The sequence below is a fragment of the Pseudomonas sp. ADAK7 genome (assembly GCF_012935675.1).
In the GTDB taxonomy this organism is placed as follows: domain Bacteria; phylum Pseudomonadota; class Gammaproteobacteria; order Pseudomonadales; family Pseudomonadaceae; genus Aquipseudomonas.
Window position 1 is genome coordinate 5,910,776 of the sequence record NZ_CP052861.1, and the last position, 17,516, is coordinate 5,928,291.

Below are 17,516 nucleotides of genomic sequence, written 5' to 3' on the forward strand. Positions count from 1 at the left end.
TTTGAAAGCCAGGCACACACGATCGGCTCGACAGCCACCGGTTCGAGTGTTTCCAAAATATGCCAGCAGGGAGTGACAACCTCCTGAAAGGGCAGCGGCCCTCTCAGGAGATAAGGTTAGTCAGAAATCAGGACTTCTTGTCGTCAGCCGCTTTATCGGTCGGGCTGGCGATCAATTTCTTGAGCTCGTCGCTCATCGGGAAGTTCAGGTTCAAACCTTTAGGCGGGATAGGCGCCATGAACCATTTTTCGTAGATCTTGTTGATCTCGCCCGACTTGTAGGTCGCCACGATGGCGTCGTCTACAGCCTTCTTGAACGGCTCGTCGCCCTTGCGGACCATGCAGCCGTAGATTTCGTAGGACTGTGGAGTGCCGGTAACGGCCCAGTCATCGGCCTTCTTGGCTTTGGCGGCTTCACCGGCCAGCAGGGCGTCGTCCATCATGAAGGCAACGGCGCGGCCCGATTCCAGCATCTGGAAGGACTCGCCGTGGTCTTTGGCGGAGATAACGTTCATGCCCATTTGCTTGTCGGCATTCATCGACTTGAGGATGCGCTCGGACGTGGTGCCCGCGGTGGTCACGACGTTCTTGCCTTTCAGGTCATCGAAGTCTTTGTACGCCGAACCTTTCTTGGACAGCAGGCGGGTACCGATTTCGAAGATGCCGACGGAGAAGTCAACTTGCTGCTGACGTTCCACGTTGTTGGTGGTGGAGCCGCACTCGACGTCCACGGTGCCGTTCTGCACCAGCGGGATACGGGTTTGCGAGGTAACCAGGTTGTATTTGACCTGCAGGTTTGGCAAGTCGAGGTCTTTCTTGATGGCTTCGACGATCTTCAGCTGGATGTCGTGGGAGTAGCCCATCGGTTTGCCGGAAGCATCAGCGATGTAGGAAAACGGGATGGAAGCGTCGCGATGCCCGAGGGTGATCACACCGGACTCTTTGATCTTCTTCAGTGTGCCGGTGAGCTCGGCAGCGAAAACTGGAGTGCTAATCAGAGCGGCAGCAATGGCTGCGCCCAGGATATGGGGAACGATGCGCATCAAATTTTCCTCGACATTGTTTTTTTTATGGAGCCAGTTCGTCGGCCCTTTTGTGCTTCGAATGCGTGGCGGCACCTGAACGGTGGGCTCGACAGAACATTCGTCCAAGAGTGTAGAGCATGACTCGTGCCAGGCCAGGTGACATGAATCAAATGGTTGATTTAAAAGGGTATTAAGTTTTTGTGGCGGTGAATTTACGCTTTGGCTATCCGGTAATCCGAATCGACCGGCGGGTCGCGTTCGGAAAACCGAATGCGCGTAACCCTGTAGGAGCGAGGCTTGCCCGCGAAAGCGGTGTGTCAGCTGCATGAATGTTGGCTGACACCCCCTCTTCGCGGGCAAGCCTCGCTCCTACAGGCACGAAAAAGCCCCTCAATCTCACAATTCAGGGGCTTTCGTTTAAGCGGATTGCCGATCAGGCCGCTTCGATCTTGCTGCGATTCTGCTCGACCTTGCTCAGGTAATCCGCCAGCTTCTGCTGCTCGTCCGGGGTGGTGAACAACCCGAGCTTGCTGCGCCGCCACAGGATGTCGTGGGCGGTGGTGGCCCACTCTTCGCTGCACAGGTAATCGACTTCGCGGGTGTAGAGACCGCCGCCGATGTGTTCGCCCAGGTCGCTGAGGCTCTGGACGCCTTCGAGCATGCGCCAGGTGCGGCTGCCGTAGGTAGTGGCCCAGCGGCGGGCGATCTCGGTTGGCACCCAGTCGAACTGGTCGCGGATCTTCGCGCACAGGGCTTGCGGGGTGGTCATGTCTTCGCCGCCGGGCAGGGTCGCGGTCGCGGTCCAGCTCGGTTTGATCTGCGTGAAGTACGGGGCCAGTTGCGCCAGCGCCGACTCGGCCAGTTTGCGGTAGGTGGTCAGCTTGCCGCCGAACACCGACAGCAGCGGGGCTTCTTCGCCACTGCCGGACAACGCCAGGGTGTAGTCGCGGGTCACTGCCGACGGGTTGTCGGATTCATCGTTGCACAGCGGACGCACACCGGAATAGCTGTGCAGGATGTCGTCGCGGCTGACTTGCTTCTTGAAGTGGGCGTTGACCACTTTCAGCAGGTAATCGGTTTCGCCTTCGGTGATCGCCACTTTGGCCGGGTCGCCGGTGTACTCGCGGTCGGTGGTGCCGATCAGGGTGAAGTGGTTCAGGTACGGAATGGTGAAGACGATGCGCTGATCTTCGTTTTGCAGAATGTGCGCGTGTTCGCCTTCGTACAGTTTCGGCACGATCAGGTGGCTGCCCTGGATCAGGCGGATGCCGTACGGCGAATCCATCTTCAAGTCGTCACGAATGAACTTGGCGACCCATGGGCCGGCGGCGTTCACCAGCGCTTTGGCGCGGATCGAGAACAGGCTGCCATCGGCGCGTTCCAGGTGCAGGTGCCACAGGCCCTTGGTGCGACGGGCGCTGACACAACGGGTCTGGGTGTGAACGTGGGCGCCTTTTTCCCGGGCGGCCATGGCGTTCAGCACGACGAGGCGAGCGTCATCGACCCAGCAATCGGAGTATTCGAAGCCTTTGGTGATTTCGCTTTTCAGCGGGCTGTCCGGGCCGAACTTCAGGCTTTTCGAGCCTTCCAGTTTCTCCCGCTTGCCGAGGTGGTCATAAAGGAACAGGCCGGCACGGATCATCCACGCTGGACGCAGGTGCGGGCGGTGCGGCAACACGAAACGCATCTGCTTGACGATGTGCGGCGCCTTGGCCAGCAGCACTTCGCGTTCGGCCAGGGCTTCGCGCACCAGGCGGAATTCGTAATGTTCGAGATAACGCAGGCCGCCGTGGATCAGCTTGCTGCTGGCCGACGACGTGTGGCTGGCCAGGTCGTCTTTTTCACAAAGGAACACCGAGAGGCCGCGACCGGCGGCATCCGCTGCGATCCCCACGCCATTGATCCCACCACCGATGACGGCGATATCGTAGACCTCGGCGAGAGGGGGCGTAGGCAAGGTAGAAGTGGGCATCGGCTGGCCTCGGGCTTTTATGATTTTCGATATTGGAATTCGAACATTAATGTTCATTTGCGAAAATGGTAGCCCATAAAGCCGCCCACAGCCAGTCAACTTCGATTGAAAATACTGATCGAAGGGCAGAGAAAGGAAAATTTTCGAACATTCAGGCACAGATCGTTCCCACGCTCTGCGTGGGAATGCATCAATAGACGCTCTGCGTCGGCACTTGAGGCGGGACGCGGAGCGTCCCAGGCGGCGTTCCCACGCGGAGCGTGGGAACGCGCTGTATGGAGGGGGTTAAACGACTTCCAGCCGAATCTTGTGCTGACTCAACAACTGCGCCAACGCCGGCACCGGCTGCTGATCGGTCACCAGGCAATCAATCAGGCTGATCGGCCCCAGGCGAATCATGGCGTTGCGCCCGAATTTGCTGGAGTCCGCCGCCAGAATCACCTGCCGCGCGTTGGCGATGATCGCCTGGGACACCCGCACTTCCTGATAATCGAAATCCAGCAGACTGCCGTCTTCATCGATGCCACTGATGCCGACCAAGGCAAAATCCACCTTGAACTGGTTAATGAAATCGACACTCGCCTGACCGACCACGCCACCGTCGCGCCGCACGTTACCGCCGGTCAGCAGGACATCGAAATCGTCCTTGGCGCTGAGCATTGAGGCGACATGCAGGTTGTTGGTGATGATCTTCAGGTGATTGTGGTTGAGCAGGGCTCGGGCAATCGATTCGGTAGTCGTACCGATGTTGATGAACAGTGAGGCGTGATCGGGGATCTGGGCCGCAATGGCTTCACCGATACGCTGCTTTTCATCGCGCATCTGGTCGGCACGCATGGCGTAGGCGGTGTTTTCGACACTGGAATCGTAGGCCGCGCCGCCGTGATAGCGACGCAACAAATTGGCTTCCGCGAGCTGATTGATGTCGCGGCGGATGGTTTGCGGTGTAACGACGAACAGCGTAGCCATTTCCTCGATGCTGACATAGCCGCGTTCGCGGACCAGTTCGAGGATTTGCTGCTGACGGGGAGGCAGATTCATGGGGCTTCCTTTGGGCTGCCGTGCAAAATTTGCCCATGATGCCGCAGGAATCTGCTCCCGACCAGTTAGAACCCTATTCGGATCCTGTTGTTGGCTTATTCAGCGCCTTCGTGTGGTTCCCAATCGCGAGTGCGGCTGACCGCCTTCTTCCAGCCGGCGTAGAGTTTTTCCTTCGCCGATTCTTCCAGGGCCGGTTCGAACTCGCGTTCGATGACGGCTTTGCCACGCAACTCGTCCAGGCTGCCCCAGAAGCCGCACGCCAGGCCGGCCAGGTAAGCGGCGCCCAGTGCGGTGGTCTCGCGCATTTGCGGACGCTCGACCTGGGTGCCGAGGATGTCGGCCTGGAACTGCATCAGGAAGTTGTTCGCCACCGCACCGCCGTCCACACGCAGGGACTTGAGGCGTTCGCCGGAGTCCTGTTGCATGGCGTCCAGCACGTCGCGGGTCTGGTAGGCAATCGACTCCAGCGCAGCGCGGATGATGTGATCCACGCGCACGCCGCGGGTCAGGCCGAACAGCGCGCCACGGGCATACGGGTCCCAGTAAGGAGCGCCCAGGCCGGTGAACGCAGGTACCAGGTACACGCCATTGCTGTCCTTGACCTTGCTGGCGAAGTATTCGGTGTCGGTGGCATCGGCGATGATCTTCAGTTCATCACGCAGCCATTGCACAGTGGAACCGCCATTGAACACCGCGCCTTCCAGCGCATAAGCCACTTCGCCTTTCGGGCCGCAAGCAATGGTGGTCAGCATGCCGTGCTTGGATTTCACGGCTTTGTCGCCAGTGTTCATCAGCAGGAAGCAGCCAGTGCCGTAGGTGTTTTTCGCCTGGCCTGGCTCGACGCACATCTGGCCGAACAGGGCGGCCTGCTGGTCGCCGGCGATACCGCCGATAGCGATGCCGCTTTTGGTGTGGCCGTAGATTTCGGAGGACGACTTCACTTCCGGCAACATCTCCCGCGGGATGTCGAGGATCTCCAGCATCTTCGCGTCCCACTCCAGCGAGTGGATGTTGAAGAGCATGGTGCGCGAGGCGTTGGTGTAGTCGGTGACGTGGACTTTGCCGCCGGTAAATTTCCAGATCAGCCAGCTGTCCACGGTGCCGAACAGCAGTTCGCCGTTGCGCGCGCGTTCACGGCTGCCTTCGACGTTGTCGAGGATCCACTTGAGCTTGGTGCCGGAGAAGTACGGGTCAGTCACCAAGCCAGTGGTGTCGCTGATGTATTGCTCGTGGCCATCGCGCTTGAGCTGCTGGCAGATCTCGGTGCTGCGGCGGCACTGCCAGACGATCGCGTTGTAGATCGGGCGGCCGGTGGTTTTGTCCCAGACCACGGTGGTTTCGCGCTGGTTGGTGATGCCGATGGCGGCGACCTGGTCGTGGTGCAGGCCGGCTTGTGCCAGGGCCTCGACCATCACGGCGCTTTGGGTCGCGAAGATTTCCATCGGGTCATGTTCGACCCAGCCGGCTTGCGGGTAATGCTGCACGAATTCGCGCTGGGCGGTGCAGACCACGTTCGCATCACGGTCGAAAATGATCGCGCGGGAGCTGGTCGTACCCTGATCAAGGGCAATGATGTAGTTCTTATTCTGAATATCGGTCATGTCGATTGCCTTGGACGAAATAAGGGAGTGAGGTCAGGCGCGGGATCAAAGGGGCAGGATCACGCGCCAACGGTATCAAGAAGTTCTTGGTTTGCCGTCAATGGCCGGTGTTGCGTCCTTTGTAGCAGGTTCGGTGCTGGGCAGATGACGGGCAATCAGCCCGCGATAGGCTGCAGCGCCGAGGCAGGCACCGACAATCGGTGCAAAAATCGGAATCAGGAAATACGGGATATCGCGCCCGCCAGTGAAGGAAATTTCACCCCAGCCAGTAAAGAAAGTCATCAGCTTAGGACCGAAATCACGCGCAGGGTTCATGGCGAAACCGGTCAGCGGTCCCATCGAACTGCCAATCACCGCAATCAGCAGGCCAATCAGCAGCGGCGCCAGCGGACCCTTGGGCAGGCCGTTGTTATCGTCGGTCAGGGACATGATCACGCCCATCAGGATCGCGGTGATGACCACTTCAACCAGGAACGCCTGGGCCGTGGACAAGGCCGGGTGCGGGAAGGTGGAGAACACTGACGCCAGTTCAAGGCTGGCCTGGGTGCCACGAACCATATGGTGAGTTTGTTCGTAATCGAAGAAGAGATTGCTGTAAAGCGTGTAAACCAACAACGCTCCGCAGAACGCGCCGGCGACCTGGGCGATGATGTAGAAGGGCAGTTTGCGCTTTTCGAAGTCAGTGAAAATACTCAGCGCGATACTCACGGCGGGATTGAGGTGAGCTCCGGAAACCCCGGCGGTCAGGTAGATCGCCATGCTGACGCCAACGCCCCAGATGATGCTGATTTCCCAAAGGCCAAAGCTGGCACCCGCGACCTTGAGCGCGGCAACACACCCCGTCCCGAAAAAGATCAACAGCGCAGTTCCCAGGAACTCGGCCATGCATTGACTCGAGAGTGGCGGTTGTTTCAAAGCAGTTGTCATCGAAAACCTCATTTTTGTTGTTGTCTGGCGCTTTGTCATCTTGGTCAAAGCGCGATTTTCACCGAGTCAGGATCCCCATCCTGATCTTGGTTTACTGCCGAGTACGACTTCGCGATCATTCCTACAGTATTCGCATTCGAAAAAATATAGACAAGAAACGCTGCTGTCAAAGGTCGAAAGTGAACCGTCAGTCACATTTAAACTATTCGCCGTGTGAATGATCGTGTTGGTGGCTTGGGAAGCGGGCTGCAAACCCATGAAGCTGGGCCGCGCCAAGCCTTTGAAATAGCGCCGCAATAGAGCCTTTTGTTGATCAATGACCTAGAATCTGGCGCAGTGTTTTTCTTCTGCCGCCAAGCCTGGAGCTGCCATGACGCCCGCATTGGATTTGTTGAAAAAAGTTCGCGCCGAACATCGTGTGCACAGTTACGAACATGATCCGAAAGCGGCGTCCTATGGGCTGGAGGCGGCGGAAAAACTGGGCTTGGACCCGGCGCAGGTGTTTAAGACCTTGCTGGCGGCCAGTGAGAAAGGTGAATTGCTGGTGGCGGTGGTGCCGGTCGTCGGAAGTCTTGATTTAAAGCACCTGGCGCACGCGGCCGGGGTGAAAAAAGTCGAAATGGCCGATCCGGCGGCCGCACAACGAGCGACCGGTTACCTGTTGGGTGGCATCAGTCCGCTGGGGCAGAAGAAGCGTCTGCGCACCTTTATCGATACTTCGGCGCAGCCGTTCGCCAGCATTTTTGTCAGTGCCGGGCGGCGCGGGCTGGAAGTGGAATTGGCGCCTGCGATACTGGCCGAACATACTCAGGCCAAGTTTGCGGATATCGGTCGCGTCTGACTCAGGGAGAAGGTTATGCAGCTGGAATATCATCAGGTCGATGCGTTCAGTGATCGGCCGTTCAGTGGCAACCCGGCGATGGTTTACCGGCTCGATGCCTGGCTCGCCGATGAATTGATGCAGAAGATTGCCGCCGAGCACAACCTCGCCGAAACCGCCTTCGTGGTCCGCGAAGGCGTGGCGTGGCATATCCGCTGGTTTACCCCGACGACTGAAGTACCGTTGTGCGGGCATGCGACCCTGGCCAGCGCTTATGTGCTGTTTGAAATCTATAAAGAACCGGCCGAGCGCCTGGATTTCATCTGCAAGTCAGGCCCGTTGAGCGTCAGCCGGGAAGGCGGACGGCTGTGGCTGGACTTCCCGGCGATCGTGCCGTCGGAAGTCGGCGTGACCCTGGATGTCGAGCGTGCCCTGGGTGTGGAAGCGGTGGATGTGCTGGGTTCGAATGAATTGTTGGTGGTGCTGGAGTCCGAGGAGGCAGTGCTCGATTGCAAGCCCGACATGGCGGCCCTGGCGAAACTGCCGTGGCCGGGCGCAATCGTCACGGCCAAGGGCGGCAAGCATGATTTTGTTTCCCGGTACTTCGCGCCGGCGATTGGCATCAATGAAGACCCGGTGACTGGCTCGACCCATTGCAGCTTGATTCCGTACTGGTCGAAGCGCTTGGGCAAGTCGAGTTTGACGGCGTATCAGTGTTCTGCCCGGGGTGGAGAGTTGTTTTGTCGGCTGGAAGGAGAGCGGGTGAAGATTGGCGGGAAGGCGACGCTTGTAGCGAGCGGCAGGTTATTGCTCGGATGATGTCTCTGTAGGAGCGAGGCTTGCCCGCGAAGGCGTCAGACCTGCCAATAATGACGTCGACGGACACGACGCTTTCGCGGGCAAGCCTCGCTCCTACAGGTTTCGGTGTCAGTGGGCGGTGCTGTACCGGCGAACACCGGATTCAACCACCGGAATCTGCGCCGCCGTACTGCCGGATGCCTGGAACAGCACCAGATGCTCGGCCACCACCCGAATCCCCACTTGTGCGCCCACTTCATGATCGGCATGGCTCGGGAAGACCGATTCCAGCTGAGCCCCCGTCGGCAACTGCAGGCGATACAACGTCGTAGCACCCAGGAAGGTCTTGCCGACGATGCGGGCTTTCAAGGCGCTGTCCGGCGCATAAACGATATCGTCCGGGCGCAGCAAAACATCGACGGCACTGCCAATCGGCCAGGTGTAGGCGCGATTGCCGCGTAACTCGCCGAGCTCGGTCTGCACCGACTCCGGGCTGCTCAATTGGCCGCGAATGAAGTAGCCCTGGCCAATGAAACTGGCCACAAACGGGGTCAGCGGTTCGTGATACAGGTTGTAGGGCGTGTCCCACTGCTCCAGGCGACCTTCCTTGAACACCCCGACATGATCGCTGACAGCGAAGGCTTCTTCCTGGTCGTGGGTGACCAGAATCGCGCTGGTGCCACGGGCCTTGAGGATGTCGCGCACTTCATGGCTGAGTTTGCGCCGCAGTTCGCCATCGAGGTTGGAGAACGGTTCGTCGAGCAACAACAGTTGTGGCTCGGGCGCCAGGGCGCGGGCCAGGGCGACACGTTGCTGCTGACCGCCGGACAGCTCATGGGGAAAACGCTTGCCGAGGTTTTTCAGGTTGACCAGTTCCAGCAACTCTTCGGTCACCCGATCCTTTTGTGGATGCTTGCGGATGCCGAAGGCGATGTTCTCGGCCACGCTCAGATGCGGGAACAGGGCGTAGTCCTGAAAGACCATGCCGATCCGGCGCTTCTCCGGAGCAAGGGTGAAACCGGCGCTGGAAATGGTTTCGCCACCGAGCTGGATTTCACCTTCGTGCACCGGTTCGAAACCGGCAATGGCCCGCAGGGTGGTGGTCTTGCCGCAGCCCGAAGAGCCCAGCAGACAACCGATGTCGCCGGCATTCAAATGCAGGTTGAGGTTCTGCACGACCCGCTGGTCTTGATAGCCGCAGGCAAGGTTGCGCAGGTTGAGCAGTAATGGCTGGCTCATGCGTGGTGATACGCCGGTGTGACGAGAAACTCGAGCAAGGCCTTTTGCGCGTGCAGACGGTTTTCCGCCTGGTCCCAGGCTACTGAGCGCGGATCGTCCAGCAGGTCGAGGCTGATTTCTTCGCCACGGTGGGCCGGCAGGCAATGCATGAACAGCACGTCGGTGGCGGCCTGGTCGAGCAGCGCACGATTGACCTGGAACGGCGCGAACAACTTCAGCCGCTTGGCGGTTTCTTCTTCCTGGCCCATGGAGGTCCAGACGTCAGTGCTGACCAGGTGCGCGCCGCGCACGGCATCCTGTGGATCGCGGACGATGGTCACACGATCGCCGGCCTTGGCCACGAATTCAGGGTTTGGCTCGTAACCTTCCGGGCAGGCAATGCGCAGCTGGAAATCAAACTGGATCGCCGCTTCTATATAGCTGTTGCACATGTTGTTGCCGTCGCCGATCCAGGCCACGGTCTTGCCCTGGATCGAACCACGGTGTTCAAGGAAGGTTTGCATGTCGGCCAGCAACTGGCACGGGTGCAAGTCATCGGACAGGCCATTGATCACCGGTACGCGAGAATTGGCGGCAAATTCGGTGAGGGTGCTGTGGGCAAAGGTACGGATCATCACCGCGTCGAGCATGCTCGACATGACAATAGCGCAGTCGCCGATCGGCTCGCCACGACCCAACTGGGTATCGCGGGGCGAAAGGAAGATCGCCTGGCCGCCGAGCTGGATCATGCCGGCTTCGAACGAGATACGGGTGCGGGTCGAGGATTTCTCGAAAATCATCCCCAGGACGCGGTTTTTCAGAGGCTCGAACAGTACGCCGCGGTTACGCAGGTCCTTGAGCTCAACGCCTCGACGGATCACGCTGACCAGCTCTTCGGGCGTGCAATCCATCAGGGAGAGAAAGTGCCTTGCGCTCATCATTGACTACCTTTTTGCAACAGACCGCAGATACTCAAAGCCTTGTTTAACTGAAAAACGGGCGAGACCTGCGGCGTAAGCCGCACGGGGCGACGAAATAGGGGAAGGCGCGATCTTGACATTAAATGTCGCGTTTTTCCAATAGGCTACGGTGTTTAGGGGATTTCAGAGGGGCTACGGGGTGACGCAGTAGCGCTTTTGAAGCCTGTTTCCGGATAGCAGCCCGTCATTTGTACACCGTGCCCGCCGGGCATTGCAATCAAACGGGGCGGGGACGGCACGGCGATAGTCGGTTTCTGACCTGTGATTCTTGCCGTGTAGTGGCGATGTGTCTCGTCTGAAACATTTGCTAAAGCAAAGTGCTGGGTTATAACTAAGTCTCGAGCGACGCAGGAAGCCTCCGGAATGGAATCGAAAGAACAGCAGTTAATGGAATTACTCGGCCTCACAGCCCGCTCCCTGACCCATCTCACCGCGTCCATGACCTCAATGTCCTTTGAGTTGATGCGCAGTGAAGACGAAGTGACCAAGGCTGCAGGTCGACGCATGATCGACCGCATGGCCACCATCAGCAGCGGGCTTGACGAGCACTGGCGGCTGATTGGCGAACTCACCGGCGTGCATGTCGCCCACGAGCAGATTGAAACCATCCAGGAAATCCAGTTGCAGGCGCCGCCCCGGCTGCCGCCGAACTGAGTCCGCACCGCCATCGGCTGGCCTGATGGCCACCGATTCACAAGACGAACGTCGCTGGCGCAGCGACGGTTCGCGCGCCATAGTTTTGTTCCCGCGGCTGATAACGCCCGCCCAGAACAAAACAGAGACTGGCCATGACCAAGACTCTTCATCACCGTGCCTGCCACCTGTGCGAAGCCATTTGCGGCCTGACCATTGAAACCACCGAGGCCGAAGGCCGGGTGCAGATCACCTCGATCAAGGGTGACCCCCAGGATACGTTCAGTCGCGGACATATCTGCCCCAAGGCCGTGGCCCTGCAAGACATCCAGAACGACCCCGACCGTCTGCACCAGCCGATGCGGCGCGTGGGCAGCGAATGGCAACCCATTGCGTGGGAAGACGCCTTCAACCTCGTAGCCGAACGCCTGGCAGACATCCAGGAGCGTCACGGGCAGAACGCGGTGGCGGTTTATCAGGGCAACCCCAGCGTGCACAACTATGGACTGATGACCCACAGCAATTACTTTCTCGGGCTGCTGAAAACCCGTAACCGGTTTTCCGCGACCTCGGTCGATCAGTTGCCCCATCACCTGACCAGCCATCTGATGTACGGCCACGGCTTGCTGTTGCCGATCCCGGACATCGATCACACCGATTTCATGCTGATCCTGGGCGGTAATCCCCTGGCCTCCAACGGCAGCATCATGACCGTGCCCGACGTGGAGAAACGCCTGAAGGCGATCCAGGCCCGGGGCGGCAAAGTGGTGGTGGTCGATCCGCGCCGCAGTGAAACGGCGGCGATTGCCGATCAGCACCTGTTCGTGCGTCCTGGCGGCGATGCGGCGCTGTTGTTCGGGTTGCTCAATACGTTGTTCGCTGAAGGGCTGACTCGCGACAGTCATTTGCCGGTGGATGGCCTGGATGAAGTGCGTGAGTCGGTCGCGGGTTTCACCGCCGAGGCCATGAGCCCACTGTGCGCCGTGCCTGCCGAGCAGATCCGCCAACTGGCCCGGGACTTTGCCGCTGCGCCGACAGCGGTGTGCTACGGGCGCATGGGTGTCTCGACGCAGGCCTTCGGTACGTTGTGTCATTGGGTGGTGCAGTTGATCAATCTGGTCACCGGCAACCTCGACCGTGTGGGCGGTGCCTTGTGCACCGAACCGGCAGTGGATTTGGTGGCGTCCACTTCGGGCGGGCATTTCAATCGCTGGCAGAGCCGGGTGTCCGGGCGTCCGGAGTACAGCGGCGAGCTGCCGGTGTCGGCGCTGGCCGAAGAGATGCTCACCGGCGGGGAAGGGCAGGTTCGCGCGCTGATCACCGTGGCCGGCAATCCGGTGTTGTCCACGCCCAACGGCCGGCAACTGGAGCAAGCGCTGGACGGGTTGGAGTTCATGGTCAGCATCGACCTCTATATCAACGAAACCACCCGCTACGCCGACCTGATCCTACCGTCCACCTCGGCCCTGGAAAACGATCACTACGACACCACGTTCAATATGTTTGCCGTGCGCAATGTCTCGCGCTTCAACCGCGCGATCCTGGCCAAGCCGGAAGGCGCGTTGCACGACTGGGAGATATTCGTCGGTCTGGCCAAGGCGTTTGCGGCGAAGACCGGCAAAGAGCTCAAGCCGACCATCGCCCCGGCGCAAATGATCGACTATGGCTTGCGCATGGGATTGTATGGTGATGCTTCAGAGCACAAGTTGTCGTTGGCGACCTTGTTCGATCATCCCCATGGCGTGGATCTGGGTGCACTCAAAACCAATCTGGCGCCGCGGCTCAAGACCGCTAACCAGCATGTGCAAGCCGCTCCCGCAGCGATCCTTGCCGACCTGGCACGTTTCTCCGCCTTGCAGGCCCCGGCCGCCGATGAACTGTTGATGATTGGCCGCCGACATGTGCGCAGCAACAACTCGTGGATGCACAACTATCATCGTCTGGTGAAGGGCAAGCCGCGCCACCAATTACTGATGCATCCGGATGACCTGGCCAGCCGTGGGTTGACCGACGGGCAGCGGGTACGGGTCAGCTCGCGGGTTGGCATGATCGAAGTTGAAGTGCTCGGCAGTCTGGATATGATGAAAGGCGTGGTCAGCCTGCCGCACGGTTGGGGCCATGCGCGGCCTGGGGTGCAGATGACGATTGCCAGCAGCCAGCCGGGGTCCAGCGCCAATGACCTGACTGACGAGTGTCAGCTCGATGAGTTGTCGGGGAATGCGGCGTTGAACGGCGTGCCGGTGACCGTGGCGGCGGCTTGAGCATGTCTGTCGGGGAGACCGAGCATGGCGCTCGGGTTTCCGTTACAATGCGCCACCGTGCCGACCCTTGAGTCGGAAAGTTCAGCCGAGGTGCTCCATGGATATCATCGAAACGATTAAAGAGCAGATTGCTAACAACACCATTCTGCTTTACATGAAAGGCTCGCCGAATGCCCCGCAGTGTGGCTTCTCCGCAAAAGCCGCGCAGTCCGTCATGGCGTGTGGTGAGAAGTTCGCGTACGTGGACATCCTGCAGAACCCGGAAATTCGCGCCAACCTGCCAAAGTACGCCAACTGGCCAACTTTCCCGCAACTGTGGGTCGGCGGTGAGCTGGTCGGCGGTAGCGACATCATGACCGAAATGGCTGCTGACGGTTCGTTGCAGGCCACGATCAAAGCGGCTGTTGAAAAAGCGGCTGCTGCCAAGACCGAAGCCTGATCCGCTTCTGCATGGGTGTCAGGCAAGCCTGAACCCCATGCAATAAAAAGCCCCGCACCTCATAAGAGGGCGGGGCTTTTTAGTGTCTCGAGTTTAGCGAAAGCTTATTTACTCTTCGCCCATCTGCGATTGCAGATAGTTCTCAAGACCGACTTTATCGATCAGGCCCAGTTGGGTTTCCAGCCAGTCGATATGTTCTTCTTCGGATTCGAGGATATCTTCAAGCAGTTCACGGCTGCCGAAGTCACCGACGGTTTCGCAGTGTGCAATCGCAACCTTGAGGTCCGCATGACCGGTGCGCTCAATACGCAGGTCGCACTCAAGCATTTCCTTGGTGTGCTCGCCGATCTGCAGCTTGCCCAGGTCCTGGACGTTCGGCAGGCCTTCAAGGAACAGGATTCGCTTGATCAGCTTGTCCGCGTGCTTCATCTCGTCGATGGATTCTTTGTACTCATGCTTGCCGAGCTTGTTCAGGCCCCAATCTTCGTACATGCGCGCATGCAGAAAGTATTGATTGATCGCGACCAGCTCATTGGCAAGGATCTTGTTGAGATGCTGGATGACTGTAATGTCGCCTTTCATGATGGGGTCCTGCCCTGTATTAACTGACTATAAGGCAGAGTTTGAGCCGCGTAATTAAGAGTGTCAAACCTAAGTTATTGAAAGTTATATGAAAATTAATCGGAATAAGAATGTTTGTGTTCCGCGTCTGGAACCTAAGCGGTTGATTTGCGGGCATAAAAAAACCGGACATGAGTCCGGTTCTTTGAAATACGGTAATTATGCGGCAGTAAATTCAACAGGAAATGGAATCGCGGCTTGGGCGGTTTGCAGCTTGGTCAGGGTTTCGCGCACCACTTCCTTGGCAAGGCAGGCACATTTACCGCATTGACTCGCTACGCCGGTGGCCTGACGGACTTCCTTATAGCTGCAGCAACCTTCATAGATTGCATCGCGGATTTGACCGTCGGTGACGCCAGTGCAGAGGCAGACATACATAAGTGAGAACCGTCGCTGGTTGTGACTCAATTGCGATGGATCTTAATGTTAACGAGAATGATTGTCAAAGTGGTTTCTGTAATCGTTGTGCAACAACCGTTGATGACTGACGAACGGTTTCCGACATGGCATTGCGACAGTAACGGCACGAGTCCGAATTTAAAAAACCGTTAAGGACAGCTCAAAAACGCCGTGTATGATGGTCGGTCCTTGCGAAGGCGGTTCGTGTCACAGGGATGTCGCTTGCGGGTGGCAGGCTGACGCGGACCCAGTTCTTCACGTTATTCAGACCAGGAGATATCCAATGAGCGTACTCGTAGGCAAACAAGCCCCAGACTTCACCGTACCGGCCGTTCTCGGCAACGGCGAGATCGTAGACAGCTTCACTCTGTCGTCGGCCATCAAAGGCAAATACGGCCTGGTGTTCTTCTACCCACTGGACTTCACCTTCGTTTGCCCGTCCGAGCTGATCGCTCTGGACAACCGCATGGCTGACTTCAAGGCCCGCAATGTTGAAGTGGTTGCCGTGTCGATCGACTCGCATTTCACCCACAACGCATGGCGTAACACTCCAGTGAACAATGGCGGTATCGGCCAGGTTCGCTACACCATGGCTGCCGACATCAAGCAGGAAATCATGAAGGCCTACGACGTTCAGTCCGCTGACGGCGTTGCTTTCCGTGGTGCGTTCCTGATCGACGACAAAGGCGTTGTCCGTTCGCAGATCATCAACGACCTGCCACTGGGCCGTAACATGGAAGAGCTGATCCGTCTGGTCGACGCTCTGCAATTCCACGAAGAGCACGGCGAAGTTTGCCCTGCCAACTGGAAAAAAGGCGACAAAGGCATGACCGCTTCCACCGAAGGTGTTGCGGCTTACCTGACCGAGCACGCTGCGGCCCTGTAAGCCCAAGCGTCAGGCATAAAAAAACCGGCCGTGAGGCCGGTTTTTTTGTGGGCGGAATAAATCCGGCGACTGGATCAGTCGTTGAAGTCTTCCCAGCCGCCCATTTGTTTCCAGCGATTGACGATGCCGCAGAACAGCTCGGCCGTCTTCTCGGTGTCGTAGCGAGCCGAGTGGGCCTCACGACCGTCGAAGTCGATATCGGCCGCCTGACAGGCCTTGGCCAATACGGTCTGGCCGTAAGCCAGACCGGCGAGGGTGGCTGTGTCGAAGCTGGAGAACGGATGAAACGGGTTACGTTTCATGTCCAGGCGCGCGACAGCGGCGTTGAGGAAGCCCAGGTCGAAGCTGCTGTTGTGCCCGACCAGGATCGCCCGTTTGCAGCCGTTGGCTTTGAGGGCCTTGCGGATGCCGCGGAAAATATCGGTCAGCGCGGTTTCTTCACTCACCGCCATGCGCAACGGATGATCAAGCTTGATCCCGGTGAATTCCAGGGCAGCGGCTTCGATGTTCGCGCCTTCAAACGGCTCGACGCGGAAGAAATAGGTGTGATCGGGATACACGAAGCCTTTTTCGTCCATGGCGATGGTGGTCGCCGCGATCTCCAGCAGGGCGTCGGTGGCCGAGTTGAAGCCACCGGTTTCTACGTCGACGACAACCGGCAGGTAACCACGGAATCGGGCCGCCATGGGATGACGAGGACCGCCTCCACCGCCTTGACCGTCCTGTTCGTCGTCGAAATGGTCTTCACTCACGCGTGTTCCTCCAGCAGGCGCCAGCGCAGTTTTTCACCGGCGCGCAGCGGGATTACGGTCAGCTCGCCAAATGGCAGGCTGGTTGGGGCGGTCCACTCTTCGCGGACCAGGGTAATGCGATCGGTGTTCACCGGCAGGCCATAGAAGCGCGGGCCGTTGAGGCTGGCGAACGCTTCGAGCTTGTCCAGCGCATTGCGCTGTTCGAAGGCTTCAGCGTACATCTCGATCGCGGCATAAGCGGTGTAGCAACCGGCACAGCCGCAAGCGGCTTCCTTGGCGTGCTGGGCATGCGGCGCCGAGTCGGTGCCGAGGAAGAACTTCGCGCTGCCGCTGGTGGCGGCGTCGAGCAGGGCTTCCTGGTGGGTGTTGCGCTTGAGAATCGGCAGGCAATAGAAGTGCGGCCGAATCCCGCCTACCAGCATGTGGTTGCGGTTGTACAGCAGGTGATGAGCGGTGATGGTTGCGCCGACGTTGGCCGGAGCCGCGTTGACGAACTGCACGGCATCAGCCGTGGTGATGTGTTCGAACACCACTTTGAGCGTCGGGAAACGCTCGACCACGCGCCGCATGTGTTCATCGATGAAGATTTTTTCGCGGTCGAACACGTCGACATCGCCACGGGTGACTTCACCGTGAATCAACAACGGCATCCCGACTTCGGCCATGGCCTCGATCGCCGGGAAGATCTTGTCGATGCTGGTGACGCCAGAATCCGAGTTAGTGGTGGCGCCGGCCGGGTACAGCTTGGCGGCGTGAACGAAACCGCTGGCCTTGGCCTCACGAATTTCTTCGGGCTGGGTGCGGTCGGTCAGGTACAGCACCATCAGCGGTTCGAAACGACTGCCGGCCGGGCGTGCAGCGAGAATCCGCTGGCGATAGCCGTCGGCTTCAGCGGCGTTGCGCACCGGAGGTACCAGGTTGGGCATGATGATGGCGCGACCAAAGGTGCGCGCGACATCCGCAACGGTATTGGACAAAACAGCACCATCGCGAAGATGAATATGCCAGTCGTCGGGACGCAGCAGGGTCAGGCGGTCGGACATGAGGGGATTCCAGGCGGGTCAAACTGAGGGGAATGCTACCGGAAAAGACTCTCTCAGGCACTCGCTATCAAGTTTTGCAGGAACGTACCGATATGAACTAG

Annotated in this window: 17 protein-coding genes; 6 read left to right on the plus strand and 11 right to left on the minus strand. The window is 58.9% G+C overall.

Going from position 1 to position 17,516, the window contains the following annotated elements; translation table 11 throughout:
* Positions 1-127: 127 nt before the first annotated feature.
* The 5 genes from HKK53_RS27175 to HKK53_RS27195 all read right to left on the minus strand — a co-directional run bounded on the left by HKK53_RS27175 (position 128) and on the right by HKK53_RS27195 (position 6,565).
* The gene (locus HKK53_RS27175) at positions 128-1,042 is read right to left on the minus strand and encodes a glutamate/aspartate ABC transporter substrate-binding protein (RefSeq protein ID WP_169373306.1); all 915 of its coding nucleotides are present in this window, start codon (positions 1,040-1,042) and stop codon (positions 128-130) included.
* 415 nt (positions 1,043-1,457) lie between these two features.
* Positions 1,458-2,996, minus strand: a complete 1,539-nt coding sequence (gene glpD / locus HKK53_RS27180; protein WP_169373307.1) for a glycerol-3-phosphate dehydrogenase — start codon at positions 2,994-2,996, stop codon at positions 1,458-1,460.
* 285 nt (positions 2,997-3,281) lie between these two features.
* The gene (locus HKK53_RS27185) at positions 3,282-4,037 is read right to left on the minus strand and encodes a DeoR/GlpR family transcriptional regulator (RefSeq protein ID WP_007916700.1); all 756 of its coding nucleotides are present in this window, start codon (positions 4,035-4,037) and stop codon (positions 3,282-3,284) included.
* 95 nt (positions 4,038-4,132) lie between these two features.
* On the minus strand, positions 4,133-5,638 hold the full coding sequence (gene glpK, locus HKK53_RS27190; protein WP_054045219.1) for a glycerol kinase GlpK: 1,506 nt from the start codon (positions 5,636-5,638) through the stop codon (positions 4,133-4,135).
* A gap of 75 nt (positions 5,639-5,713) precedes the next feature.
* Positions 5,714-6,565 carry an MIP/aquaporin family protein gene (locus HKK53_RS27195; RefSeq protein ID WP_169373308.1) on the minus strand — a complete coding sequence of 284 codons (852 nt, stop codon included), beginning with the start codon at positions 6,563-6,565 and terminating at the stop codon, positions 5,714-5,716.
* Positions 6,566-6,935: 370 nt separating this feature from the next.
* On the opposite strand from HKK53_RS27195, the gene ybaK reads away from it, so the two are divergent.
* Both ybaK and HKK53_RS27205 read left to right on the plus strand, forming a co-directional pair.
* The gene (gene ybaK / locus HKK53_RS27200; protein WP_169373309.1) at positions 6,936-7,406 is read left to right on the plus strand and encodes a Cys-tRNA(Pro) deacylase; all 471 of its coding nucleotides are present in this window, start codon (positions 6,936-6,938) and stop codon (positions 7,404-7,406) included.
* A 15-nt stretch (positions 7,407-7,421) separates the two neighbouring features.
* Positions 7,422-8,204 (plus strand): PhzF family phenazine biosynthesis protein, encoded by a 783-nt coding sequence (locus HKK53_RS27205; RefSeq protein ID WP_169373310.1) that lies wholly within the window; start codon positions 7,422-7,424, stop codon positions 8,202-8,204.
* A 108-nt stretch (positions 8,205-8,312) separates the two neighbouring features.
* Here the strand turns inward: HKK53_RS27205 and HKK53_RS27210 are convergent, their stop codons facing one another.
* Together HKK53_RS27210 and argF are read right to left on the minus strand one after the other, a co-directional pair.
* Complete coding sequence (locus tag HKK53_RS27210) at positions 8,313-9,422, minus strand: ABC transporter ATP-binding protein (RefSeq protein ID WP_169373311.1); 1,110 nt, start codon at positions 9,420-9,422, stop codon at positions 8,313-8,315.
* Positions 9,419-10,339: an ornithine carbamoyltransferase gene (argF, locus tag HKK53_RS27215; protein WP_169373312.1), complete on the minus strand. Its 921-nt coding sequence runs from the start codon at positions 10,337-10,339 to the stop codon at positions 9,419-9,421. Before argF ends, HKK53_RS27210 begins: the two co-directional genes overlap by 4 nt.
* 405 nt (positions 10,340-10,744) lie before the next feature.
* On the opposite strand from argF, the gene HKK53_RS27220 reads away from it, so the two are divergent.
* From HKK53_RS27220 to grxD, 3 genes are all read left to right on the plus strand, one after another.
* Positions 10,745-11,035, plus strand: coding sequence for a hypothetical protein (locus HKK53_RS27220; protein WP_169373313.1), 291 nt, complete (start codon positions 10,745-10,747; stop codon positions 11,033-11,035).
* Between the two features lie 134 nt (positions 11,036-11,169).
* A complete protein-coding gene (locus HKK53_RS27225) occupies positions 11,170-13,275 on the plus strand; it encodes a molybdopterin oxidoreductase family protein (protein WP_169373314.1) in 2,106 nt (701 codons plus the stop codon).
* A 97-nt stretch (positions 13,276-13,372) separates the two neighbouring features.
* Positions 13,373-13,714: a Grx4 family monothiol glutaredoxin gene (grxD, locus tag HKK53_RS27230; RefSeq protein WP_054045200.1), complete on the plus strand. Its 342-nt coding sequence runs from the start codon at positions 13,373-13,375 to the stop codon at positions 13,712-13,714.
* 108 nt (positions 13,715-13,822) lie between these two features.
* Here grxD and bfr read toward each other — a convergent pair whose 3' ends face one another.
* Both bfr and HKK53_RS27240 read right to left on the minus strand, forming a co-directional pair.
* Positions 13,823-14,296 carry a bacterioferritin gene (gene bfr, locus HKK53_RS27235; RefSeq protein ID WP_169373315.1) on the minus strand — a complete coding sequence of 158 codons (474 nt, stop codon included), beginning with the start codon at positions 14,294-14,296 and terminating at the stop codon, positions 13,823-13,825.
* Between the two features lie 198 nt (positions 14,297-14,494).
* Positions 14,495-14,713: a bacterioferritin-associated ferredoxin gene (locus HKK53_RS27240; protein WP_008057530.1), complete on the minus strand. Its 219-nt coding sequence runs from the start codon at positions 14,711-14,713 to the stop codon at positions 14,495-14,497.
* Between the two features lie 304 nt (positions 14,714-15,017).
* Between HKK53_RS27240 and HKK53_RS27245 the strand changes: the two genes are divergently transcribed.
* Positions 15,018-15,620 (plus strand): peroxiredoxin, encoded by a 603-nt coding sequence (locus tag HKK53_RS27245; protein WP_054045198.1) that lies wholly within the window; start codon positions 15,018-15,020, stop codon positions 15,618-15,620.
* Between the two features lie 74 nt (positions 15,621-15,694).
* Here the strand turns inward: HKK53_RS27245 and rnt are convergent, their stop codons facing one another.
* Together rnt and pyrC are read right to left on the minus strand one after the other, a co-directional pair.
* On the minus strand, positions 15,695-16,372 hold the full coding sequence (rnt, locus tag HKK53_RS27250; protein ID WP_054045196.1) for a ribonuclease T: 678 nt from the start codon (positions 16,370-16,372) through the stop codon (positions 15,695-15,697).
* Positions 16,369-17,415 carry a dihydroorotase gene (gene pyrC / locus HKK53_RS27255; RefSeq protein ID WP_169373316.1) on the minus strand — a complete coding sequence of 349 codons (1,047 nt, stop codon included), beginning with the start codon at positions 17,413-17,415 and terminating at the stop codon, positions 16,369-16,371. Before pyrC ends, rnt begins: the two co-directional genes overlap by 4 nt.
* Between the last annotated feature and the right edge of the window lie 101 nt (positions 17,416-17,516).